This is a genomic window from Rhodoplanes tepidamans, from assembly GCF_030813915.1.
Classification (GTDB): Bacteria; Pseudomonadota; Alphaproteobacteria; order Rhizobiales; family Xanthobacteraceae; genus Rhodoplanes; species Rhodoplanes tepidamans.
In genome coordinates, this window is the sequence record NZ_JAUSUJ010000003.1 from 273669 (window position 1) to 298684 (window position 25016).

General features: G+C 75.7%; 9 protein-coding genes. 5 read left to right on the forward strand and 4 right to left on the reverse strand.

Annotated features, from left to right (window positions below; translation table 11 throughout):
- Positions 1-52: 52 nt before the first annotated feature.
- The 3 genes from J2S22_RS05675 to J2S22_RS05685 are packed head-to-tail and all read right to left on the reverse strand — an operon-like array spanning position 53 to position 8531.
- Complete coding sequence (locus J2S22_RS05675) at positions 53-3478, reverse strand: non-ribosomal peptide synthetase (RefSeq protein WP_272779028.1); 3426 nt, start codon at positions 3476-3478, stop codon at positions 53-55.
- Positions 3469-8091: a type I polyketide synthase gene (locus tag J2S22_RS05680; RefSeq protein WP_272779027.1), complete on the reverse strand. Its 4623-nt coding sequence runs from the start codon at positions 8089-8091 to the stop codon at positions 3469-3471. Before J2S22_RS05680 ends, J2S22_RS05675 begins: the two co-directional genes overlap by 10 nt.
- Positions 8088-8531, reverse strand: coding sequence for a phosphopantetheine-binding protein (locus tag J2S22_RS05685; RefSeq protein WP_272779026.1), 444 nt, complete (start codon positions 8529-8531; stop codon positions 8088-8090). The genes J2S22_RS05680 and J2S22_RS05685 overlap by 4 nt, the downstream gene beginning before the upstream one ends.
- A gap of 319 nt (positions 8532-8850) precedes the next feature.
- On the opposite strand from J2S22_RS05685, the gene J2S22_RS05690 reads away from it, so the two are divergent.
- Positions 8851-9672 carry a helix-turn-helix domain-containing protein gene (locus J2S22_RS05690; RefSeq protein ID WP_272779025.1) on the forward strand — a complete coding sequence of 274 codons (822 nt, stop codon included), beginning with the start codon at positions 8851-8853 and terminating at the stop codon, positions 9670-9672.
- 6 nt (positions 9673-9678) lie between these two features.
- On the opposite strand, the gene J2S22_RS05695 is transcribed toward J2S22_RS05690, so the two are convergent.
- On the reverse strand, positions 9679-11868 hold the full coding sequence (locus J2S22_RS05695) for a polyketide synthase (RefSeq protein WP_272779024.1): 2190 nt from the start codon (positions 11866-11868) through the stop codon (positions 9679-9681).
- A 366-nt stretch (positions 11869-12234) separates the two neighbouring features.
- Here J2S22_RS05695 and J2S22_RS05700 point away from each other — a divergent pair, with 366 nt between their 5' ends.
- From J2S22_RS05700 to J2S22_RS05715, 4 genes are read left to right on the forward strand one after another with little or no spacing between them, the layout of a single operon-like run.
- Positions 12235-16773: an SDR family NAD(P)-dependent oxidoreductase gene (locus J2S22_RS05700; protein ID WP_307155804.1), complete on the forward strand. Its 4539-nt coding sequence runs from the start codon at positions 12235-12237 to the stop codon at positions 16771-16773.
- Between the two features lie 12 nt (positions 16774-16785).
- Entirely contained in the window at positions 16786-20868 is a 4083-nt protein-coding gene (locus J2S22_RS05705) for a non-ribosomal peptide synthetase (protein WP_272777882.1), read from the forward strand.
- The gene (locus J2S22_RS05710; protein WP_272777881.1) at positions 20865-24227 is read left to right on the forward strand and encodes a non-ribosomal peptide synthetase; all 3363 of its coding nucleotides are present in this window, start codon (positions 20865-20867) and stop codon (positions 24225-24227) included. Before J2S22_RS05705 ends, J2S22_RS05710 begins: the two co-directional genes overlap by 4 nt.
- Positions 24224-25003, forward strand: a complete 780-nt coding sequence (locus J2S22_RS05715) for a thioesterase II family protein (RefSeq protein WP_272777880.1) — start codon at positions 24224-24226, stop codon at positions 25001-25003. The genes J2S22_RS05710 and J2S22_RS05715 overlap by 4 nt, the downstream gene beginning before the upstream one ends.
- Positions 25004-25016: the final 13 nt, after the last annotated feature.

Genomic DNA, 25016 nt, shown 5'->3' on the forward strand with positions numbered 1-25016 from the left:
ATCTGGGTCTGGTTTCCGGTCCTGCCGGTCGGCGACCGGCTCGCCGCTTCGGTCAATCCACGCGCGCGCCGGGCGGGCGCCGCTCCGCCGCGTGGCGGCGGGCCTGGCGCCGGGCGGCGAGCGCCCCGTCGGCGGTCGCCGCCACGGGCGCGGCCGCATCGCCCCCGGCCGCGATCGCGGCCGCGAGATCCCGCACCGTCGCGGCACCGAGCAGCGCGGCGAGCGGCACCGCCGTCTCGAGCTCGCGCCCGATCGCCTGATGCAGTGCCACGAGGTGGATCGAGGTCACCCCGAGCTCGGCGAGCCGCGTGGTGACGCCGACCCGCTCGACCTTCAGCTCGGCGGCGACGAGTGCCGCGAGGCTGCGTTCCAGCGCGGTCGCCGGCGCGACGTGACTCTCGGCGGTGCAGTCGGGTGCCGGCAGGGCGGCGCGGTCGACCTTGCCGTTGCGGGTCAGCGGCACCGCCGCGATCGGGATCACGGCGGCCGGCACCATCACGCGCGGCAGCCGGGCCTCGACATGGGCCAGAATCTCCTGCGCCAAAGTCTCCTGGGCCGGCGTCTCAGGGGCGAGCCTCCCGGCGTCGGCGGCGCGCTCGGGCACCACATAGGCCACCGGGCGCCTGGCGCTCCCCTCCCCGGCGGCGACGACCACGGCCCGGCGCACCGCCGGATGCTGCTCCAGCACGGCCTCGATCTCGCCCAGCTCGATGCGCTGGCCGCCGATCTTCACCTGGCCGTCGCGCCGGCCCAGGAACTCGATCACGCCGCCCGGCCGGTAGCGGCCGCGATCGCCGGTGTGGTACAGCCGCTCGCCGGTCCGCGGGTGCCGGAAGAAGGCCGCGGCGGTGCGCTGCGGATCGTCCAGATAGCCGAGCGCCAGCCCGTCGCCGGCGATGTGGAGGTCGCCCGCCACCCAGTCCGGGCACGGGTCGAGCCGCGCGTCGAGCACGTGCCAGCGCTGGTTCGCCAGTGGCAGCCCGTAGGGCACCGAGGTCCAGCCCTCCTCGGCCCCGAGGATCGGGTGCGCGATCGACCAGATCGCCGCCTCGGTGGCGCCGCCGAGCCCGTGCAGCGCCGCCTGCGGGGCGATGGCGCGGAAGCGCCGCACCAGGTCGAGCGGGATCCAGTCGCCGGAGAGCAGCACGGTGCGCAGCCCGGCCGCCGCGGCGTAGCCGGCATGGCCGGCGCGCAGCACGAGGTCGAGCAGCGCCGGCACGCTGTTCCACACGGTGACCCGGTGGCGCACCATAAGCTCGATCCAGTGGCCGACGTCGCGCCGCCGCTCCGGCTCCGGCAGCACCAGGGTCGCGCCGGCGCCGAGCACGCCGAACACGTCGTAGACCGAGAGGTCGAAAGCGAGCGGCGACAGGCCGAGCAGCCGGTCGTCCGGGCCGATGCCGAACCGCGCCGTGACGTCGGCGATGGTGTTCCACGCGGCCGCATGGGTGACGACGACGCCCTTCGGCTGCCCGGTCGAGCCCGAGGTGAAGATCACATAGGCCGGCGTGCGCGGATCCGGATCGGGGCCGGCGGCGTCGCTCGGGTCGGGCAGCGCCGGCGTCGCTTCCGGCACGGCGACCGGCACGGCGGCGCAGCCGCCCGGCAGCGGCCCGCCGGCCGCGTCGTTCGCCGCGACCAGCACCCGGCGCAGGCCGGCGGCGCGGGCGACCTGGTCGCGCCGCGCCGGCGGCCAAGCCGGATCGATCGGCACATAGGCGAGGCCCGCCATGCTGGCGCCGAGCACGGCGGCGACCTGTTCGATCCCGGCCGGCATCGACACGCCGACCCGCGTCTCGTCCGGACCGGCGCCTTCGCCGAGAGCACGCGCGACCGCGCGGGCGCGCCCGAGCAGCTCGCCATAGCCGCAGAGGCGGTCGCCGGCGACCACCGCCACGGCGGCCGGCGTCTCCAGCGCCCGCGTCGCGAAGGCGGCATGCAGGGCGCGTGGCGGCCGCGGCTCCGTGGTCGCGTTGACGACGTCGCGCGCGGCGAGCTGGGCGGCCGGCGCCTGCGCGAGGCCACGGCGCATCCAGCTCGCCGGCACCCGGGCGAGGTCGTGCAGGACCGCCGCGTAAGTGGCGAACATGTCCTCGATCAGGCCCGGCGGGAAGGCGTCGCGGACGTGATCCCAGCGCACCACGAGGGCGCCGCCGTCCTCCAGCACCTGATGGTCGATCAGCACCTGCGGCGTCTGGGTGATCTCGAAGCCGGGCTCGCCGAAGCGCCGCGCCGCGTCGCCCGTCCGCCCGGCGAGGTCGCCGGCGCCGAGCCCGCTGGTGAACACGATCGGCATCAGCGCGGCCGCCCCCTCGGTCGCCCGCGTCCGCACGTAGTCGCGCAGGACCTTCACGCCGCCATAGGCGCGATGGTCGAGATCGGCCGCGAAGTCGCGCTGCAGCCGGGCGACCGTCGCCGCGAAGTCCTCGTCCGGCTCGAGGTCGCAGACGAACAGCAGCGTCTCGGTGAAGTCGCCGACGATGCCGCCGATGTCGGGATGGATCGGCGCCCGGTTGAACAGCGTCACGTTGACGGTGAAGCGGTCGCTGCCGCTCCACCGGCGCAGCAGGTCCGCGAAGGCGGCGAGCACGACGACCGAGGGCGTCGCGCCGGCCTTGGCGGCGGCGGCGCGCAGCCTCCGCCAGTCCTCGGGGGCGAGGCGCGTCTCGCGGCGGGCGAAGCGCGGCGCGCCGCCGCCGGACGGCGGCCGCAGCGTCGGCAGCGCCGGGGCCGGCGGCATGGTCGCCACCCGGGCGGCCCAGTGGTCGCGCGCCGCCGCACAGGCCGGCCCCTCCTCCTGCGCCTTCAGCCAGGTCACGTAGTCGCGGAACGTGACACCGAGCGGCGGCAGCTCGGCGGCGGGATCGTCGTAGAGCCGCTCCAGCTCGCCGCGGATCACGACGGCGCTGTAGACGTCGCCGAACAGCGCGTCGGCGCTGACCCGGATCACGGTCGTCCCGTCCGGCATCAGCGCCACCCGCACCTCGTAGGCCGGCCAGCGGGCCGGGTCGTAGGTCCGGTGCGACATGACCTCGCGCGCCGCCTGCAGCGCCGCCTCGGCCGCCTCCGCCGACAGCATGCGGAAATCGTCGCGCGGAACGGGGAAGTGCGGCACCTCTGGGAGAATCTGCTGCAGCCCGTCCGGCCGCACCACGGCGCGCAGCATGTCGTGGCGCCGGATCAGCCGGTTCCAGGCGGCCTCGTAGCGGTCGACGTCGAGATCGCGGAAGACGACCTCCTGGTAGCCGTGGCTGGCGACGCTGCCGAGCGCCAGGTCGGCCGAGCGGCCGAGCCAGTAGGCATGCTGGATGTCGGTGAGCGGGAACGGCGCGTACCGGCTCGCCGGGTCCGGTGCCCAGACGGGGGCCCAGCCGGGTGCCGGTCCACGGGACGACTCGGCGGCCGGGGCCGGCGGGCCGCCGGTGCCGTTGCCGCGCAGGCGTTCGAGCAGCCGCTCGCGGGCCGGGCTCAGCCGCATGATCCGACCTCCAGGGCGGCGGGGGAACCGACCGCCGCGCGTCGCGCCGGCGGCTCGTCCGCCAGCGCCTGCTCGACCGCCTCGTCCGACATGTCGAGCACCTCCAGATAGAGGCCGGCGTCGCTCTCCAGGCGGGCCGGATCGGCGGCCGTGTCGCGCAGATGCGCGGCGACGCGGCGCGGGCTCGCGGTCTCGTAGAGGGTGCGCACCGACACCTCGACGCCGAGGCTGTCGCGCAGCGCGGCGATCACGGCGAGCGCCGCGAGCGAGTCGCCGCCGAGCGCCAGGAAGCTGTCGTCGCGGCCCGGCGACGGACGGCCCAGCCGGTCGGCGAAGAGCCGCGCGATCAGCCGCTCCAGCGCGCCCGACGGCGCCTCCCCGTCGCCGGCCTCCGGCACCACCGCCGCATCGCCGCTCGGCACCGTCCCGGCCCCGGCGCCGGCGACCGCGAAGCGCGCCATCGCGCCGCCCATGGTCTGGCGCACCGCCTCGCGCAGCACGTCGAGCGGCAGCGTCGACACCACCGCCTCGCGCCGCCCGTCGGCGAGCAGGCGGCGGAACCACAGCGCACCGTCGTCGGGCCGCAGGCCGTGGTCGAGATCGTGGCCGGTCAGCTCCTTGTGGCGTTGCGCCAGGCGGCGGACCAGGCCGACCTCGCGCCAGACGTCCCAGGCGATGGTGATCACGCGGGCGCAGCGCGGCAGCCGGCCGGCGCCTGCGTAGACGTCGAGAAACCGGTTGGCGGCGACGTTGTCGGCCTGCCCGGCGGCGCCGAAGCGCGAGCCGAGCGACGAGGTGAGCACCAGGACGTCGAGGGGCTGGTCGCGCAGCTGATCCTGCAGCAGATCCTGCAGGCCGAGCACCGCCGCGACCTTGATCTCGCGGTTGCTGTCGCGGCCGGTCGGCAGCGCCGCCTGGACGAGGCCGCCGCCGGTGACGCCGGCCGCGTGGATCACGCCGTCGAGCCCGTCGAGCGCCGCGACGGCGCGAAGCACCACGGCGCGCAGCGCGGCCGGATCGGCGAGGTCGGCGTGATCGAGCACCACGGTGGCGCCGTGCCGGTCGGCGAGCTCGCGCCGCAGCGCCTGAAGCTCGGCCGCGCGCGACGATCCGGGCTCCGGCGGCGCCGACCCGACCAGCACGAGGCGGGCGCCGGGGCTCGCCTCGGCCAGCACGCGGGCGAGTGTCGTGCCGATGCCGCCGGTGCCGCCCAGCACCAGATAACGGCCGCGCTCGCGCAGCGGCAGCGGTGCCGGGTCCGGTGGCGACGGCGCCCGGCGCAGGAAGGTGTCGCTGGCGCGCAGCTCCTCGCGCCAGATCGCCCGGTTGCGCACGGCGAAGAGCTGGTCGAGCGGCGTCTCGGGCGGCGGCGCGGCGACGATGCGGACCAGCCGGTCGGCCACCTCGGGCGCATCGACCGCCACCTCCAGCCGGTCGAGATCGACGGTCCGGCAGACCGCGCCGGGGATCTCCTGCGGCAGCGTGCGCAGCAGCCCGTCGAGCGGCGCCAGCTCCGGCGCCATCGCCTCGCCGCCGCCGATCCGGCCGAGGCCGTGGACCAGCAGGACGAGCCGCGGCGGTCGTCCTGCGGACAGGCGGGCATGCGTGCCGATCAGCGCCACCAGGCGATCGAAGGCCGGCGCGGCGACGCGGCGATAGTGGTCGAGCGCCGTCTCGTGGGTGCTGCGCGGCGGCGTGTCGAGCGGCCACAGGCACCAGAGCGTCGCGGCCGGGTCGATGTCGGCGTCGTCCACGGCCCGCACCGCCGCCCCGGCGGCCTCGAGCCGGGCTTTCAGCGGCGCAGCGAACGCCCCGCCGCCGACCAGCAGATGGGTCTCGCCGGCGAGCGACGCCCAGGCAGGCAACGGATGCTGGGCCCACACCGGATGCGCCAGCCAGGCGTCGACCGGGGCTGCCGCCGGCCGGCCCGCGGCACCTGCCGACGCCGCCTCGCCGTCGTGGGTCCCCTCCTGCCGCGACGCCACCGGCAGCCAGTGGCGCTCGCGGGCGAACGCGTAGGTCGGCAGTGGAATCCGGTTCCCCGGCCGGCGGGCGGCGAGCCGCGCCGGCGCGCCGTCGGCCGCGCCGAGGGTCCACAGCCGGGCGAGCGCGGCCCCGATCGCCACGTCGTCGCCGTCCGACGCCTCGGCGGCCCGCAGCAGCGGGACGAGCTGCAGGGCCTTGGCCGCCGGATGCCGTTTCGCCAGCGCGGTCAGCCCCTGCCCCGGCCCGACCTCGACGAGCACCGGGGCGTCGAGACGCTGCACGGCGGCGTCGAGGCCGTCCGAAAACCGCACCGTCTCGCGCAGGTGGCGGACCCAGTAGCCGGCAGTCGCGACGAGATCGGGATCGGCCCAGTCGCCGCTCAAGTTGGAGACGAAGGGGCGGGTCGGACGCGCCAGCGGATGGGCGGCGAGCGCCCCCGCGAAGTCCGGCAGCACCGGATCGAGCAGCGCCGAATGCCCGGCCCGCGTCACCGGCAGGCGCGACACGACGCGCCGCTCGGCCCGCAGCGCGCGCTCCAGCGCGTCCACCGCATCGACCGGGCCGGAGACCATCACGAGCGACGGCGTGTTGACGGCGGCGACCGACAGGCCGGCGCGGGCGAGGTCGTCCGCCGTGCGGGCGTCCGCCGGCATCAGCAGCATGCCGCCTGCGGCCGTCGCCTCGATCAGGGCGGTCCGGCGCAGCACGATCGCCACGGCAGCCTCGACCGGGAACACGCCGGCCAGGCAGGCCGCCGCGTACTCGCCGAGGCTGTGGCCGATCATCCCGGCCGGCTCGACGCCGGCCTCGACCAGCGCCGTGGCGAGGCCGATCTCCAGGGCGAGCAGCGCGATCATCTGGTCGGCGGGAGGCGTCGCCGGATCGTCCGGCGTCGTCTCGTCCGATCCGCGAGCATCCGGGCGCGCGAACAGCAGGTCGCGCGGATCGGCGGCGCCGTGGGCCACGGCCGCCGCCGCCACCCGGTCGACCGCGGCGCGGAACGCCGGCTCGGCCGCGTAGAGGGCGGCCCCGCGGCCACGGCACGGGGTCCCGGCGCCCGGGAACAGAAACACGACCGGGCGACGCGACACGGCGCAGGCCGGCATCGCGGCGCGCAGCGACGCAGCGGCCTCGGCGGCGGTCCGGCCGGCGGCGGCGAGCCGCCGCTCGAAATCGCGGCGGCCGTGCACCAGCGTGTGGGCGACGTCGGCGAGATCGGGCGGATCGGCGGACTCCAGACGGTCGAGCAGCCGCGCGCGCGCGGCCGCCAGCGCCGCCTCGGTGCGGGCCGACAGCGGCAGCACCACGACGCCGTCCGGCGATCCCGACGGCAGCTCGCGCGACGGCGCCTCCTCGATCACCAGATGGACGTTGGTGCCGCCGATGCCGAACGAGCTGACGCCGGCGCGGCGCGGCCCGTCCGGCCGCCATGCCACGGGGGCCGTGTCGATCACGAAGCCGCCGTCGGCGAGCCGACATTCCGGACTGGGCGCCGCGAAGGTCGGATGCGGCGGGACGACGCCGCGCTCGACCACCAGCGCCGCCTTGATCAGGCCGGCGACGCCGGCGGCCGCCCCCATGTGCCCGAAATTCGCCTTGAGGGCGCCGAGCCGGCACGGGTCCGTCGTGCCGCGCGCCCGCCGCAGCGCCGCGATCTCGATCGGATCGCCGATCGCCGTGCCGGTGCCGTGGGTCTCGACGAAGCCGACGCTCCCGGCCGGCACCCCGGCCATGTCGAGCGCCGCCCGGATGGCGCGCGCCTGCCCCTCGACGCTCGGCGCGATGAAGCTCGCCTTGACGGCGCCGTCGTTGGTCATCCCGATGCCGGTGATCACCGCATGGACGTGATCACGATCGGCGATCGCGTCGGCGAGCCGCCGGAGCACCACCACACCGACGCCACTGCTGTCGACCAGGCCGGAGGCGCCGGCGTCGAACGGCCGGCAGACGCCGTCGCGCGCCAGCACGCCCTCGTGCTGGCGCAGATAGCCGCTGCGCTGGATCGCCCGCACGCCGGCGCCCCCGGCGAGCGCCATGTCGCAGCCGCCGGCGAGCAGGTCGCGCGCGGCGACGGCGACGGCCGCGAGCGAGGTCGAGCACGCCGTCTGCACGCACAGCGCCGGACCGGTGAGCCCGAGCCGGTGGGCGGTGCGCCCGGCCACGTAGTCCTTGTCGTCGGTGAGCACGACATCGACGTAGTCCTCCGGCCGCGAGACCGGCATGGTGCGGCGCAGGAGGGGCGCATAGCTGTTGTAGTTGACGCCGGCATAGACGCCGATCACGGCCGCCGTCTTGTCCGGGACGTGGCCGGCATCCTCGAGCGCCGCCCAGGCGCATTCGAGGAACAGCCGATGCTGCGGATCGAGGGCCGCCGCCTCGCGCGGGGCGATGCCGAAGAAGGCGGCGTCGAAACGGTCGATGTCGTCGAGCACGTAGGCGGCCCGGACGAAGCGCGGATCGGCCAGCACCTCGGCCGCCTGCCTCTCCTCCATCTCGTCGTCCGTGAAGCGGGTGAGCGGCATGCGGCCGGCGACGAGCGCCGACCAGAACGCCGCGATGTCGGGGCATCCGGGGAACCGGCCGGCCATGCCGACGACGGCGACGCCCTGCAACGCGCGAGTGGTCACGACGCGACGTCCTCCTGATCACGATGGCGGCTGTCCAGGAACGCCGCCTGGGCCGCGATGGTCGGGTGCTCGAACAGCGCCGCGATCGGCACGACGCGCGAGAAGCCCGCCTCCAGCTCGGCCTGCAGGCGAAGCGCGAGGCGCGACGAGCCGCCGGCCTCGAAGAACGGCCGGTCGTCCGGCACCGTGCTCCCGAGCACGCGCCGCCAGCAGGCCGCCACGATCGCGCGGGCGTCGGCCCCGCGGGCATCCGCCGTGTCGCCACCGCCGGGCGAGGCCGCGCACAGCGCCGCCAGGATCGCCTCCCGCCGCGCCGCGATCGCGTCGCGGGTCGGCTGGTCCAGACGTCCCGGCGGACCGCGGAAGCGCAGCCGCCCGTCCTCGGCCCAGATCTCGATCCCGTCCGCCCGCAGGCGGGTCATGAAGGCGTCGATCGACACGCCGCGATTCCCCGATGTCGTCGGACGGCCGATCCCCGGCGCTCCGCCCGCGCCGTGCTGCGCACGGACGTGAGGGACAGCCTCGTGGGGCACAGCCCCGGGACCCACCGGCGCGACAGCGCGCCGCCCCGATCCCGTTTCGACCACCAGTTAAGCCGACGGGATAACGTACTCTACCTATTTTGCGCTGCGACAGATGGTGTTGTATCGTCGACCGTAAACTATTTAGCGATCTCAGTGCTTACATAAGAACAATTCAAAAGTGCCAGATCGGAATTTGGAGATAATGATGCTCGGAGAGTGTTTAAAGCTCAAAGGGATGCACAGCTCGGTCCTGTATTGCAGCCCCGGCCTGTGCGTCGTCGAGCTGTCCTGCTCCTGCTGCACCGGGCCGTTCCGGGCGCCACCGCTCGAGTGCTTCACGCTGTGCCTCGCCGGCCGCGGCCGCATCGTCCAGCGCAGCGCGGCCCAGAACCTCTCCGGCTTCGTGGAGCCGGGCAGCGTGACCATCACGCCGGCGAACAGCCACGGCACCGGCGAATGGCCGCGCGCCTGCGGATTCGGCATCGGCGTCGCGCCGGACTTCGTGCGCGAGGTCATGTCGGCGGCCTGTGCCTACGGCGAGTCCGACGCCTCCCGGCTGGCGTCGCGGCCGCACCGCTCGGCGCTGCTGCGCGAGGGCCTGCTGGCGGTGCGGCGCGAGGTGCTGCGCGGCACGCTGTGCGAGGCCCGCGCGCGGCAGCTGCTCGCCTCCGGCCTGCTCGACCTCGTGCTCGCCGGCCAGGAGACGCCGGTGCCCGACTCGGCCGCGACGGCGTTGACGCCGGCCCGCCTGCGGCGGGTGAGCGACTACATCGAGGCGAATCTCTCGAAGGACCTGAAGATCACCGAGCTGGCCGAGACAGTGGGGCTGAGCCGCTCGCACTTCACCCGCGCGTTCCGGGCCGCGACCGGCATGACGCCGCACCGGTTCCTGCAGAAGCAGCGCATCGCCAAGGCGACGCATCTGCTGGAGACGAGCGAGGAGTCGATCACCGAGATCGCCTTCTCGCTCGGCTTCAGCAATCCGAGCATCTTCGCCTCGACGTTCCGGGCCCACACCGGCATGAACCCGACCGCGTGGCGCCGGCACACGCAGTGAGGCCGTTCAGAGAACGCCCTCCTCCATCTGCGCCGCGAGGTCGTCCGATGCGACGGGGTCCGCCGCGACGTCGGCACACGTCTCGGCCGGGTCGCCCCTCGACGTCGGCGCGCCGGCATCCGGCCACACCTCGGTCGCGTCGAAGACGGTCGGCGGCAGCGACGCCCACGGGCCCGGCCGGGCGGCGTGGAGGGCACGCAGCGGCGCGTCGACGCCGTGCCGGAACAGCGCCGCGACGAGATCGGTGAGACCCGCGTCGTCGCCGGCGCACACGAAGACATCGGCACCGGAGAGCGTGGCCCGGAGATCCGCGTCGCGGCGGTCGTCGGCCTCGCCGAGCACGATGACGAGATCCGGATCGTGCGCGCACAGCGACGCGGCGTCGCCGAACAGCGGGACATCGCCCTCGCGCGCGGGCCAGCCATCCGGACCAACGCCGGATCGATCGGCCTGCGATCGCGCCGAAGCGTCGGCGAGATCGGCCGCGCCCGCCAGCACGGCCGCCGCGAAGACGCCGGTGCCGACGCCGGCGATCGCCACCGGCGTCACCTGCCAGGCGGCGAGCCGTCCGCCGAGCGCGACACGGCGTGACAGCGCGGCGTCTCCCGGCTCCGGATCGTGCGGCACCAGCAGGGCGATTCTGGAGGGAGCCGCCGCACGGCGCGGCGGCGTGCCGGCGAGCGCGGTACGCGCCTCGGCGGCGGTCGCCGCGGCGACCGCGATCCGCCACGGCCGCGGGCTCCGTCGCAGCGCGAGGGTGCGGGCCTGGCGGGCGAGCATACGATCGTCGAGCACGGGCGCGGTCGCGGCGATCAGCGCCGCGAGGCTCGTCTCGCTGTGCGCCGACAGCGCGATCACGGTGCGGCCGGCCGGCTCCATCTCATCGTTGCACGGCGGCGGCCCCGCGACGACGACGTGGCAATTGGTGCCGCCGACCCCGAACGAGCTGACCCCGGCGATGCGCCGGCCGCCGTCCGCCTCCCATGCCGCCGCCGCCTCGACCAGCACGAACGGCGAGGCGTCGAGGTCGAGCCACGGATTGACCGGCCGGCAGAACAGCGTCGGCGGGCGGACGCCGTCGCGCACCGCGAGAACGGCCTTGGCGAAGGAGACGACGCCGGCCGCGGTGTCGAGATGGCCGACATTGCCCTTCACGGAGCCGAGCCCGCAGAAGCCGCGCGCGGCGGTGTCGCGGCGGAACGCCGCCGCGAGCGCCGCGACCTCGATCGAATCGCCGAGCGGCGTGCCGGTGCCGTGCGCCTCGACGAGGCCGATCTCGCGCGCCGAGACGCCGGCCGACGCGAGCGCCGCCTCGATCACCCGCCGCTGCCCGGCGAGGCCGGGCGCCGCGAAGCCGACCCGCTCGGCGCCGTCGTTGCCGACCGCCGAGCCGAGGATCACGGCGTGCACGACGTCGCCGCTCGCCACGACGTCGGCGAGCCGCGCCAGCACCACGACCGCGAGCCCGTTGCCGGTGACGATGCCGCTGCCGTCGCGGCCGAACGGACGGCACACGCCGTCCTTCGCGAAGACGGAGCCGTCGCGGCGGCGATAGCCGACGCCCTGCGGCAGCGAGATCCCGACGCCGCCGGCGAGCGCCAGATCGCACTCGCCGCTCTGCAGGCTGCGGCAGGCGAGATGGATCGCCACGAGCGAGCTCGAGCACGCGGTCTGCACCGACAGGGCCGGCCCCGACAGGCCGAGCTTGTAGGCGACGCGGGTCGCCAGATAGTCCTTGTCGGTGCCGGCCAGCACCGCGAAGGCGAGCGGGTCCGACGTCTCCTCGGCGGCGAAGCGCGGCAGCAGCGCCTCGTAGCTCGACCTGCGGCAGCTGGCGAACACCCCGACGCGGCTGCCGCACAGCGCCCGCAGCAACGCCGGCGGGCGGTTCGCGTGATCGAGCGCCCGCACGCACTCCTCGAGGAACAGGCGCTGCTGCGGGTCGATCAGCATCGCCTCGTCGCGCCCGTAGCCGAAATAGGCGTGATCGAAGGCCGCGACGTCCGGCACCGCCGTGCCGGCATTGACGAAGTCCGGATCGCCGGCGAAGTCGCCGCGGCCGAGCGCCGCGAGCCGGTCGTCCGACAGCGCCTCGATGGACGAGCGTCCCTCCAGCAGATTGCACCAGAACCGGTCGATGTCGCGCGCACCCGGCACACGACAGGCCAGTCCCAGCACGGCGATCGGTTCGGCCATCTTCCACCTCCTCCGCGTCGCTCCGCGGCGGCGCCCCTTTCCTTTCATCTATACGAGGACCGGCCGCCCATGGGGTTTTTGTCCACGGTCGAGCTCTTGTTTCGAAAGCTTCTGAAAAGAACCCGTCGATTTCCTCCTTTCCCGGTAATTCTTTCATTGCTGGCGGATATCCGACACAAAGCTTTGAGGTGTTCCGAAGTGCGATCGCACAATACGTCCCGGACAAGCACAAAACCGGGCGCTCGGCGGCGACCCTGCCCTCTATCAAGCCCCGTGGACGACGAGGGGGAGCACGACGGCGATGGCGCGCACGCACGCGGCGACGGTCCGCCGACCGTGGCGGCACCAGCCATGGCGACACCGGCCATGGCGACACCGATCGTGTCGGACCGGACCGTGACGGCCCGGACCGTGTCGACCGACCGCCACATCGCCGTGATCGGGCTCGCCGGGCGGTTCCCGGGGGCCGACGATGTCGACGCCCTGTGGGCGATGCTGAAGGCCGGGCGGAGCGGCCTCGTCGTGCTCGACGGGGACGGGAGCGAGGCCGCGACCGGGCCAGACGCGACGCAGGATCGACCCGGACCCGTCGGCCGGCTGGTCCGCCGCGCCTTCCGGCTGCCGCATGCCGACTGCTTCGACGCGGCGTTCTTCGGCATCCCGGCCGCCGAGGCCGCCGCCATGGATCCGCAGCAGCGCGTCTTCCTCGAGGTCGCTTGGCACGCGCTGGAGCATGCCGGCCACGGCGACGCGGGCGGCCGCGGGGACGCCGGCCCGGTCGGCGTGTTCGCCGGCTGCGGCTTCAACGACCACGTCCTCAAGCATGTCGGGCCGCGGTCCTATCGCGACGGCGCCGCCGACTACTTCGCCATGCTGCTCGGCAACGACAAGGACTTCCTGGCGTCGCGGGTCGCCTATCATCTCGGCCTGCAAGGACCGGCCGTGGTGGTGCAGAGCGCCTGCTCGAGCGCGCTGCTCGCCGTGCATGTCGCGGTCCAGTCGCTGCTCGCCGGCGAGACCGACATGGCGCTGGCCGGCGGCGCCTCGATCTGCCTCGACCTGGAGGACGGCTACGCGGCCGACGAGGGCGGCGCGCTGTCGCCGAGCGGGCGCATCGCGCCGTTCGGCCACGACGCCGACGGCATCGTCGGCGGAAACGGCGCCGCCGCCGTGGTGCTCAAGCGGCTCGCGGACGCCGAGCGCGACGGCGACACCATCCACGCCGTGATCGAGGCGACGGTCGCCAACAACGACGGCCGCCTGAAGGCCGGCTTCACCGCGCCGAGCGCCGCCGGCCAGGCCCGCGCGCTCGCCGAGGCGCTCGGACTGAGCGGCCGTGACGCCGGCGAGATCGGCTTCGTCGAGACCCACGGCACCGGGACGCCGCTCGGCGACCCGATCGAGCTGGAGGCGCTGACGCAGGTCTATGGCGGCGCCGCGACGCCCTGCCGGCTCGGCTCGATCAAGGCGAATGTCGGCCACCTCAACGCCGCCGCCGGCATCGCCGGGCTGATCGCGGCCGTGCTGGTGGTGCGCGACGGGGTGGTGCCGCCGCTGGCCGGCCATCGCGGCACCGACCCGCGGCTCGGCCTCGCGGCGACGCGCTTCCGCATCGCCACGGCCCCCGAGACTTGGCGGCCCGAGGGTCCGCGGGTCGCCGCCGTCTCCTCGTTCGGCTTCGGCGGCACCAATGTGCACGCCATCGTCTCCGAGCCGCCGACGGCGCGCGAGCCGGCCGCGGTCGACGCGCCGCATTTGCTCGGCTGGTCGGCCCGGACGCCCGAGGACCTCGCCGCCCTCGATGCCGCGATGGCGGCGCACTGGACCGGACCTCTCGCGGGCGAGAGGCCGGACACCCTGGCCGACCAGGCGGCGACGCTGGCCCTCGGCCGCCGCGCCTTCCCGCATCGCCATGCCGTCGTCGCCGCGAGCGCCGCGGAGGCCGGCCGCGCCGTCGCGACCGGCGCCGTGCTGGCGGCGCGCGTGCCGGGCGCCCGGCGCGATCCGGTCTTCCTGTTTCCCGGCCAGGGCAGCCAGTTCCCCGGCATGTGCGCGTGGCTCCACGCGACCCACGCGCCGGCGCGGGAGATCATCGACGAAGCCGCCGCGCTGCTCGCCCCCACGCTCGGCTGCGACCTGCGATCGATCGTGTTCGGCGACGACGAGGCGGCGCTGCGCCGGACGCTCAACACCCAGCTCGCGCTGTTCGTCGTCTCCTATGCGCAGGCGCGGCCGCTGGTCGACGCCGGGCTGCGGCCGGCCGCCCTGCTCGGCCACAGCATCGGCGAGTACGTCGCCGCCTGCGTCGCCGGCGTGATGTCGTTCCGCGACGCGCTGACGCTGGTCGCGGCGCGCGGCCGGCTGGTCGCGTCGCTGCCGCCGGCCGCCATGCTGGCGGTCGGGCTGCCGGAGGGGGAGCTCGGGCCGCTGCTCGGCGAGGACCTGTCGATCGCCGTCGTCGCCGCGCCGGATCGCTGCGTCGTGGCCGGCGACGGCGAGGCGATCGCGCGGCTCGAAACGGCGCTTTCGGCGCGCGACGTGCCGGCGAGCCGGCTGCGTGTCTCGCACGCCTTCCACTCGCACCGGCTGGAGCCGATCCTCGACCGCTTCGCCGAGGCTTTGGCCACGATCCGGCTCGCCCGGCCCACGATCCCGCTGGTGAGCAACGCGAGCGGGGCGCTCGCCGACCCCGACGCGGTGGCGACGCCCGACTATTGGGTGCGGCACCTGCGCGCCCCGGTGCGGCTGCACGACGGCTTCTCCAGCCTCGCGAGCGCCGTCCCGGACGCGCTGGCGCTGGAGCTCGGCCCCGGCGCGACGCTCTGCGGGCTCGCCCGCAAATGCGGCGCCGCCGCGCTCGCCGACGCGACCCCGACCATGCGGAGCGCGGCGACGCAGCGGGCCGACTTCCTCGCCGCCATGGGCAAGGCCTGGGTCGAGGGCTGCGCGGTGGCGCCGGAGCTGCGCCTGGGCGGCCCGCCGCGCCGCCGCGTGCCGCTGCCGCTCTACCCGTTCCGCCGCACGCCGCATCGCCTGCCGCTGCTCGCCGCGGCCGGCGGCCCGGCGGTCGACGCTCTTGCTCCAGACGCCGCGTCACCACGCCGGCCGCCCGAAAAATGGTGCCACGTCCCGGTGTGGAGCCAGCATCCGGGGCCGTTCACGAACGCCCCGCCGTGGCCCGAGGACGCCGTCTGGTTCCTGCCCGACGGGCTGTCGCCGCCGACCGGCGCCGGCGGCACCGTGGTCCGGCCCGGCCGCGAGTTCCGCCGCCTCGCCGACGGTTCGTTCCGGGTCCGCCCGGACGCCGCCGCCGATCATCGCGCCCTCGTCGACGCGCTCGCGCCGCGCGGCGCCCGGCTCGGCACGATCCTGCACGCCTGGCTGCTCGACGACACCCCGACCGGCCCGCGCGAGCGCCGGGCGCTCGGCTACGGCAGTCTGGTGCGGCTCGCCCAGGCGATCGATGCCAAGCGAACGAACGACATCGTCGGCCCGCTGGTGCTGATGACGCGGCGCCTCGCCGCGATCCAGGCGGGCGAGCCGGACGAGCCCGTCCAGGCGGCGGCGCTCGGCGCCCTGCACAGCATCGCGGTCGAGCTGGCCGTGCGGACCGCCTGGCTCGACGTCGATGCCCTGCCCGACCCGACGCTGCTGCGCCACCTGCTCGCCACCCGGCCGGACGGCGCCCGGCCCGTCGCGCTGGCGGTCCGTCAGGGCCGCGCCTGGCGGCGCAGCCTCGCGCCGGTGACGCTCGCCGCGGCCGGCCCGCCGGCGCCCGGCGGCACCTGGCTGGTGATCGGCGGGCTCGGCGGCATCGGATCGGTGCTGCTGCCGGCGCTCGCCGGACCGGGAAGCCGGATCGTGGTGGTCGGCCGCTCGATCGACCCGGACGTGGTCGCGACGCCGGCGCGCCACCCGGTCCTGAAAGCGTGCCTCGATCGCGGCGCGCGGGTCACGGCCTGGCGCGGCGACGCCGCCGACCGCGCCCTGCTCGGCCGCGTCGCCGCCGACCTCGCGGCGCAGCCCGGCCGGCTCGACGGCGTCTTCCAGCTCGCCGGCCTCTACGTCAACCAGACGCTGGCCGACCTCTCGCTCGCTGAGACGGACAGCAATTTTCGGGCGAAGATCGAGGCGACGCTGATGCTGCGCGACGTCCTCGCGCCGCTGCGGCCGGGCTTCCTGGCGCTGTTCTCCTCGATCACGGCGGAGATCTCGGGCGTCGGCGTCGCCGATTACGCGGCCGCCAACCGGGGGCTCGACGCGATCGCCGCGGCGGAGCCGCAGCCGTTCCCGATCGTCTCGATCGCCTGGGACGCGTGGCGCGACGTCGGCGCGCTCGGCCGGGCGCTGGCCGGCACCGACGACTCCGGCCTGTTCGCCCGCGACATCGCCCGCGCGATCACGCCGTCCGAAGGGCTCGACACGCTGTGGCGCATCCTGACGAGCGGGCTGCGCAGGGTGCTGGTCTGCACCGGCGACATCGACGCCCGCCGCCGCGAGATCGACGCGCTCGCGGCCCGCCGCGACGCGCCGATCGTCCTGCCGTCGGACGGCGGCGCGGCCGGCGCCGCCGCGCCGCCGTCCGACGGCAGCCCGCTGGAGCGGGCGCTCTGCCTGATCTTCGCCCAGGCCCTGGGCGAGCCGGCGGTGCGGCCGGCCGACGACTTCCTCGCGCTGGGCGGCGACTCGCTCGCCGCGGTGCGGCTGCTGTCGCGGCTGCGCCGCACCTTCCAGACCGAGCTGAGCCTGCCCGACTTCGTCGCGCACCGCTCGCCCGCGGCGCTGGCCGGCCTTCTCGCCGACCGCCCCGACATCGAGCGCACCGCCGCGGCGCTGCTGCATCTCCACGCGCTGTCGGCCGGCGAGCGCCGAGACCTCGCCCGCCGGCTGGCGTGCCCGACCTGACACGAGGCTGCCATGACGCTCTCGACGACCGACCCGACCGGCTTCGACAGCGCCCTGCTGGAGCGCCTGCTGCGACTCGACGGCACGGTCGGACCACCGGGCACCGCGGCGGACGCCGCGGCGTCGATCGTCGCCGATCCGGCCCGCGAGGCGGCGCCGTTCCCGCTCACCGAGATCCAGCGCAGCTACCTGATCGGGCGTGATCCCTCGCTGCCGCTCGGCGGCACCTCCTGCCAAGTCTATTACGAGATCGACTGCGACGCGCTCGACATCGACCGCTACGCGAGCGCGTGGAACCGGACGATCGCGCGCCACGGCATGCTGCGCGCCGTGATCGAGGACGCGACGCGCCAGCGCATCCTGCCCGCCGTGCCGCCGCTGGTGCCGCCCGTGCACGACCTGCGCGACGCCGCCGATCCCGAGGCGATGCTGGAGCCGATCCGCACCCGGCTCGCCGGCGAGACGCGGCCGCACGACGCGTGGCCGCTGTTCGCCGTCGAGATCTCGCTGCTGCCCGACGGCCACCGGCGCGTCCACGTCGCCATGGACATGCTGATCTGCGACCAGCAGAGCTTCTTGCGCATCCTCGACGACGTCGCGACCCTCTACGCCGATCCCGACACCGTGCTGCCGCCGATCGGCCTGTCGTTCCGCGACTACGTGCTGCAGGTCCGCGACGAGCCGGAGGCGCAGGCGCGCGACCGCGGCTACTGGCGGGCGAAGCGCGACACGCTGCCGGACGCGCCGGCGCTGCCGCTCGCCGGCCCGCTCGGCGCGGTGCCGACCCCGCCGGCGTTCGAGACGCTCGACGCCGAGATCGACCCGGCCCGCTGGAGCCGGCTCCAGGCGCTCGCCGGCCGGCTCGCGGTGACGCCGTCGGTGCTGCTGCTCGCGGTGTTCGGCGAGGTTTTGGCACGCTTCTCGGACGCGCCGCGCTTCTGCCTGAACACCACCATGTACGACCGCCGCCCGTTGCATCCCGACGTCGACGCCCTGGTCGGCGACTTCACCTCGACCATGCTGTTCGAGATGGAGGTGCAGCCGGGCGAGACGTGGCGGGGGCTGATCGAGCGGCTGCAGCGCGACCTCTGGCGCGACATGGAGCACCGCGCCTGCAGCGGGCTCGCGATGGCGGCCGACCTCGCGCGGTATCGCGGCCGGCTCGACGGCGTGCCGATGCCGGTGGTGTTCACCAGCACGCTGACCCAGAACGACACCCGCCTGCTCGGCCGGGCCAGGGCGCAACCGGGCCGCCAGATCTGCGTGCGCAGCCGCACCCCGCAGGTGATCCTCGACAACCAGATGATCGAGTGGGAGGGCGCGCTGCGGCTGCGCTGGGACGTGGTGCCGGCCGCCTTCGCCGGTCCGGTGCCGGCTCGCCTGCTCGCCGCCATGATGGACCACCTCGCCGCGCTCGCCGACGATCCCGGCCTGATCGACGCGCCGCCGGCGCGGCCCGACCCGAGCGCCGCCGACCTGGTGCCGCCGCTGGTCGCGCCGGCGCCCGCCACGCGACTGCACGACCTCTGGCTCGACCGCCTGCCCGCCGCCGCGGCCCGCCCCGCCGTCGCCACCGCCTCCGGCACCGTGACGCACGGCGAACTCGCCGCCCGGGTCGCCGGCATCGCCGACCTGCTGCGCCGGCACGGCGTCCGGCCGGGCGAGCCGGTGGCCCTGCTCGGCGTCAAGGGCGTCGACCAGATCGCCGCCTGCCTCGCCGTCGCGATCGCCGGCGGCGCCTATGTGCCGATCGACGCCGCGCAGCCGGCGGCCCGCCAGTCGGCCATCCTGGCCGACCTCGCGCCGCGCCTCACGCTCGCCGCCGGAGCCCGGCCGCCGGACAGCTTCGCCGGCACCGTGATCGACGTGGCGACGGTGCCGCCGGGCGACACCGAAGACCTGACCGGCCACGCCGGTGCTTCGGCGGACCACCTCGCCTACGTGATCTACACGTCCGGCTCGACCGGCGCGCCGAAGGGCGTCGCGGTCTCGCACGCCGCCGCCGTGAACACCGTGCTGGACGTGAACGCCCGCTTCGGCCTCGGCATGGGCGACGTGGTGCTCGGCCTGTCGGCGCTGCATTTCGACCTGTCGGTGCACGACGTGTTCGGCGTGCTCGGCGCCGGCGGCTGCCTGGTGCTGCCCGACGCGGCCGAGCAGCGCAATCCGAGCCATTGGCTGGCGCTGTGCCGGCAGCACGGCGTGACCGTGTGGAACACGGTGCCGAGCCTGTTCGGGTTGTTCGTCGAGACCTGCGCGCTGGCGCCCGCCGCCAGCCGGAGCCTGGCGCTGCGCACCGCGCTGCTGAGCGGCGACTGGATCCCGGTCGACCTGCCCGGCAGGGCGCGGGCGCTGTGGCCGAACCTTGAAATGATCAGCCTCGGCGGCGCCACCGAGGCGGCGATCTGGTCGATCTTCCATCGCATCGAGACGGTCGATCCGGCCTGGACCAGCATCCCCTACGGCCGGGCCCTCGGCGGCCAGCAGGTGTTCGTGCTGGACGAGGGGCTGGCGATCGCGCCGCCCGGAAAGACCGGCGAGCTGTTCGTCGCCGGCCGCGGCCTCGCCTGCGGCTACTACGGCGACGGCGAGCGGACCGCGGCGCAGTTCCTCGCGCATCCGCGCACCGGACTGCGGCTCTACCGCACCGGCGATCTCGGCCGCTACCGCGAGGACGGGACGATCGAGTTCCTCGGCCGCCGCGACGAGCAGGTGAAGATCGACGGCCACCGGGTCGAGACCGGCGAGGTGGTGGCGGCGCTGCGCGCCCATCCGGCGGTGCGCGAGGCGGTCGTTCTCGCCACCGAGGGCCGCGCGCATCGGCGCCTCGTCGCCCATGTCGAGGCCGACGACGTCGCCTTCGTCGAGCTCGACCGCTGGCTGCGCAGCCGCCTGCCGGACCATTTCGTGCCGGCGCGCTGGTCCAGGGTGACGCGCTGGCCGCTGACCGCGAACGGCAAGGTCGACCGCGCCGCGCTCCGCCGCGCCGAGACGGTGCCGGCACAGCCGGACGCAGCCGCCGGCGTCGCCCCGCCCGCCGCCGCGGCGGACCCGATCGACGACAGCCCCGCGATGGCGACGGTGCTGGCCATGGTCCGGGACATCCTCGGCGGGCCGGCCCCGACGGCGGACGACTCGCTGGTCGCACTCGGCGCCTCGTCGGTCGACCTGATCACGCTGGCGACCCGGATCGAGGCGGCGACCGGCACCCGGCCGCCGCTGCCGCGGCTCGCCGCGGCGGCGCAGCTGCGCGACCTCGCCGCGCTGGTCGCCGAGCTCGGCGGCACCGGCACCGGCGCCGAGGCGGGCCGGCCGCCGGCGCGGGCCGCCTGGTCGGCGGCCGAGCGGCGGCTCGACGACTATGTCGCGAAGCGCCCGCCGATCCTCGACGCCGAGGCGCGCCGCCTGTTCAAGCGGAGCCTGCGCCGGTGGCGACCGGCCGGCGAGGCGATCGACCTCGCGGCGGCGCCGATCGACGACCTGATCCTCGCGCGGCGGAGCTGGCGGGCCTTCGACCGGGCGCCGTTCGCGCGCGACAGGCTCGCCGCGACGCTCGCCGTGCTGCGCGAGGCCGAGGTGGCGGGCCAGCCGCGCCGGGCCTATGCGTCCGCCGGCGGCCGGTACCCGCTCGAGACGCATGTGTGGATCGCGCCCGGCCGCGTCGCCGGGCTGGCGGCCGGCGCGTGGTGGTACGATCCGCAGAGCCACCGGCTGGTGCATCGCGTGGCGGCGCCCTGTCCGCCGATCGCCACGCCCGGCAATGCCGGCTGGCTCGACGGCGCCGCCTTCGTCCTCTGCTTCGCGCTCGCCCTCGACGTCGTCGCACCACTCTACGATCGGGCCAGCCTCGCCTTCGGGCTGATCGAGTGCGGCGCCGTCTGCCAGCTCCTGGAGACGGCGGCGATGGAGAACGGCCTCGGCCTCTGCCAGGTCGGCGACGCGCCGCTGGAGACTCTGCACGCCGCGCTGCGGCTCGGCCCCGACCAGCCCTGCCTGCACGTCGCCGCCGGCGGCGCCATCGCGGCCGCCGATCTCGCGGCGTGGCGGGCCGCGCCGGTCGGATCGGTGGCGCCGACCCTGGAGGGCAGCCTGTGAGCCTCTCGGATCTGCTCGACCGGCTCGATGCGCGCGGCATCCGCCTGTGGGTCGAGGACGGCCAGCTCCGCTACCAGGCTCGCGCCGGTGCGCTCGACGCTCCCCTGCGTGCCGAGATCGCCGCGAGGAAGCCGGACCTGATGGCCCGGCTCGCGACGCTCGCAGCCGCTGCCGTACCTCCGGCGGCGCCTGCGTCGCCGATCGTCCCCTGCCCGGCCGACCGGTTCCGCCCGTTTCCGCAGACGCCGATCCAGGAGGCCTACCGGGTCGGCCGGTCGGAGGCGATGGCGCTCGGCGGCGTCGCCGCCCACAGCTATGTCGAGCTGGAGCGGAGCGGCGTCGGGGTCGAGACCGTGGCGCGCTGCCTCGACGAGGTGATCACCCGCCACGACATGCTGCGGGTGGTGATGTGCGAGGGCGGGCAGCAGCGCGTGCTGGAGACGGTGCCGGCCTACGAGATCGCGACCACGGACCTGACCGGGCTGTCCGAGTCGGACTGGGCCGCGGCGCTGGTGGCGATCCGGCGCGAGATGGAGAGCTGCACCCGCGATCCCGGCACCTGGCCGCTGTTCGAGATCCGGGCGACGCGCCGCGGCGACGTCGTGCGGCTGCATGTGAGCGTCGACCTGATCGCGCTCGACGCCTTCAGCTGGCAGCTCTTCTTCCAGGAATGGCTCGACCTCGTCGACGGCATCGTGCCGCCGCCGGCGCCGACGCTGCTGTTCCGCGACGTGCTGCTCTCCGGCCGCGACACCGGCGCGGCGCGCCGCGCCGCCGCCCGGGCCTATTGGCGGGACGCGCTTCCGGCGCTGCCGCCGGCCCCGACCCTGCCGCCGCCCGCCGCCGGCACGCCGAACCGCTTCCGCCGCTTCGCCGGCCGCCTGGAGGCGCCGCGCTGGGCGGCCTTCAAGGCGACCTGCCGGGCGACCGGCGTGACGCCGTCGATCGCGCTGTGCACCGTGTTCGCCAACGTGCTGTCGCGCTGGAGCCGCAACGAGGACGTCGCCCTCGACGTGACGCTGTTCAACCGGCCGCCGATCCATCCCGAGATCGAGCGGGTGCTGGGCGAGTTCACCGACGTCACGTTCCTGGGCTTCTGCGGCATCGAGCGGCCGCTCGCCGATCAGATGCGCGATGCCGGCACGGCGCTCCTGGAGCACATCGAGCACGGCGCCGTCGACGGCGTGACGCTGCTGCGCGAGCTCGCCCGGCTGCGCGGCGACTTCGGCGGCGCGCTGATGCCGGTCGTCTTCACCAGCATGCTGATGGGCGACGCCCGCGCCGCGCGGCCGATCTCCTGGCGGCAGGTCTACGGCCTGAGCCAGACCCCGCAGGTGGCGCTCGACCATCAGGTGATCGAGCGCGACGGCGCCATGCTGTTCAACTGGGACATCTCGGCGGCCGGCATCGACCTCAACGCCGTGCCGCCGATGCTGGCCGCCTACGAGGCGGCGCTCGACCGGCTCGCCTGCGAGCCCGAAGCCTGGACGCAGCCGCTGCCGCGCACGCTGCCGGGCGCGCAACGGGCGACGCGGGCCGCCGTGCGGGCCGAGGCGGGCGCCGCCCGCATTCCGGCCGGACCCGACGCCGGCCTCGACGCGCCGTTCTGGGCGGGCCTCGACGCACGGGCGGAGCGGCCGGCCGTGATCTGGTCGGGCGGCACGCTCACTCACGGCGCGCTGGCGGAGCGGGCGCTGGCGCTCGCCGCACGGCTCGACGCCGCCGGCGTCGCGCCCGGCGACCGGGTCGCGATCCGGCTCGCCAAGGGGCCGCTGCAGGCGGTCGCGGTGCTCGCCGTGCACGCGCTCGGCGCCGCCTATGTCCCGATCGCCCCCGACCAGCCGGCGGCGCGCGCCGCCGCCATGACGGCCCAGGCGCGGCCCGCCGCCGTGATTTCTTCGCGCGACGGCGCGGGCGACGCCTTCGAGACCGGGCTCCCGACGGTCGCGGTCGGGCTCGACGATCCGCTCGACATCGCGCCCGCCGCGCGCTTCGCGCGCCGCCCCAATGGTCCCGACGACCTCGCCTATGTGCTGTTCACGTCGGGCTCGACCGGCGTGCCGAAGGGCGTCGCCATGGCGCACGGCGCGGTGCGCAACACCATCGACGACATGATCGCGCGGTTCGGCTTCGGCCCCGACGATCGCGTGCTGGCGCTCTCGGCGCTCGATTTCGACCTCTCGGTCTACGACCTGTTCGCGCCGCTCGCCGCCGGCGGCGCCGTGGTGATGCCGGACCCGGACAGGACCCGCGATCCCGACCACTGGCTGGCGCTCCTCGCCGCCCACCGGGTCACGGTGTGGAACTCGGTGCCGACCTTCCTGGCCATGCTGCTCGCCGCCTGGCGGATCGACGCGGCGGCGCTCGCCGGGCTGCGCCTCGTGCTGGCGAGCGGCGACTGGATGCCGCTCGACCTCGCCGGCCGGCTGCGTCGGCTCGCCCCGGCGGCGCGGCTGATCGTGCTCGGCGGCGCCACCGAGGCGGCGATCTGGTCGAATGCCCAGGAGGTCGAGACCGTGCCGCCGCAGTGGCGCGCGGTGCCCTACGGCCGGCCGCTGCGCGGCCAGCACTATCGGGTGCTCGACCGCGCCGGCGCCGACCGGCCCGACCTCGTCTGCGGCGAGCTCCACATCGGCGGCGCCGGGCTGGCCCTCGGCTACTGGGACGACGCCGAGAGGACCGCCGCGGCGTTCGTCCGGCACCCCGCCGACGGCGAGCGGCTCTACCGGACCGGCGATCTCGGCCGCTTCTGGCCGGACGGCACGCTGGAGTTCCTCGGCCGCGCCGACACACAAGTGAAGATCGGCGGCCACCGGGTCGAGCTGGGCGAGATCGAGCACGCCCTCGAATCCCATCCCGCCGTCGCCCGCGCCGTCGCCGCCGTGCAGGCCGGCGGCGCCCCGATGCTGGTCGCCCATGTGGTTCCGCGGCCCGGCGCGACGGTCGAGCCGGAGGCGCTGCGGGCGCATGTGCAGGGCCTGCTACCGCGCCACATGGTGCCGCGGCTGATCGGGCGCCTCGCCGCGCCGCCGCTCACCGTCAACGGCAAGATCGACCGCCGCGCCCTGCCGGTGCTCGCCGCCGCGGCGCCTTCCGCACGCCCCGCGTCACAGCTGGAGCGCCGGATCGCCGCCGTGCTCGGGCGCCTGCTCGGCCGCGCCGACATCCCGCCCGACGAGAACTTCTTCGAGCTCGGCGCCACCTCGGTGCTGCTCGTCGAGGCGCACGGGCGGCTGCGCGACGAACTCGGTGTCGCCCTGTCGGTGACGGATCTGTTCGCCCATCCGACCCTCGCGAGCCTCAACGCCGCGCTCGCCCACCGCGCGGCGGAGCCGCGCCCGGACACGCCTCCCGCATGACAGTTCCGCCCTGCCTGCCCTATCGCTGCCGCAAGCCGCTCGCGGCGCTCGACCTGATCTGCTTCCACTACGCGGGCGGCAACGCCGCCGTGTTCCGCCGCTGGGACGAGCGGCTGCCGGCGTGGATCAGCGTGCGCCCGATCGAGCTGCCCGGCCACGGCGCCCGCATGGGCGAGCCGCCGCTGGCCGACCCCGAGGCGCTGGTGGCGCAGCTCGCGGCCGAGCTGATCGGGGCGCAGCACCGCCCCTTCGCGCTGCTCGGCCACAGCTTCGGCGCCGCGCTCGCCTTCCGGGTGGCGCTCGCGGCCGAGCGGGCCGGACGACCGCCGGCGCATCTGTTCGTCTCCGGACGCCATGCGCCCTCCTTCGCGGGCCGGCTGCGGCCGCGCATCGGCCTCTCCGACGCGGCGCTGCTCGCCGAGCTGCGCTTCCTCGGCGGCACCCCGGACGAGGCGCTCGCCAGCACCGAGCTGATGGCCCTGATGGGCCCGATCATCCGGGCCGACTTCGTCGCCAGCGAGCTGATGACCCGGGCGCCGCGAACCGACGCGGTCGCCTGTCCGCTCGACGTGATCGGCGCCGACGACGACCAGGAGGTCGACCATCGCGAGCTCGACCGCTGGCGCGCCCACACCACCGGCGCCTTCACGCTCACGGTGATGCCGGGGCGCCACTTCTTCATCCACGACAGCGTCGACGCGATCTGCCGGATCGTCGTCGACCGCCTGTCGCCCCGCCTCGGGCCATCCGGCCGCCCCGCCGTCGCCCATGCCTAACGACGGACCCGAC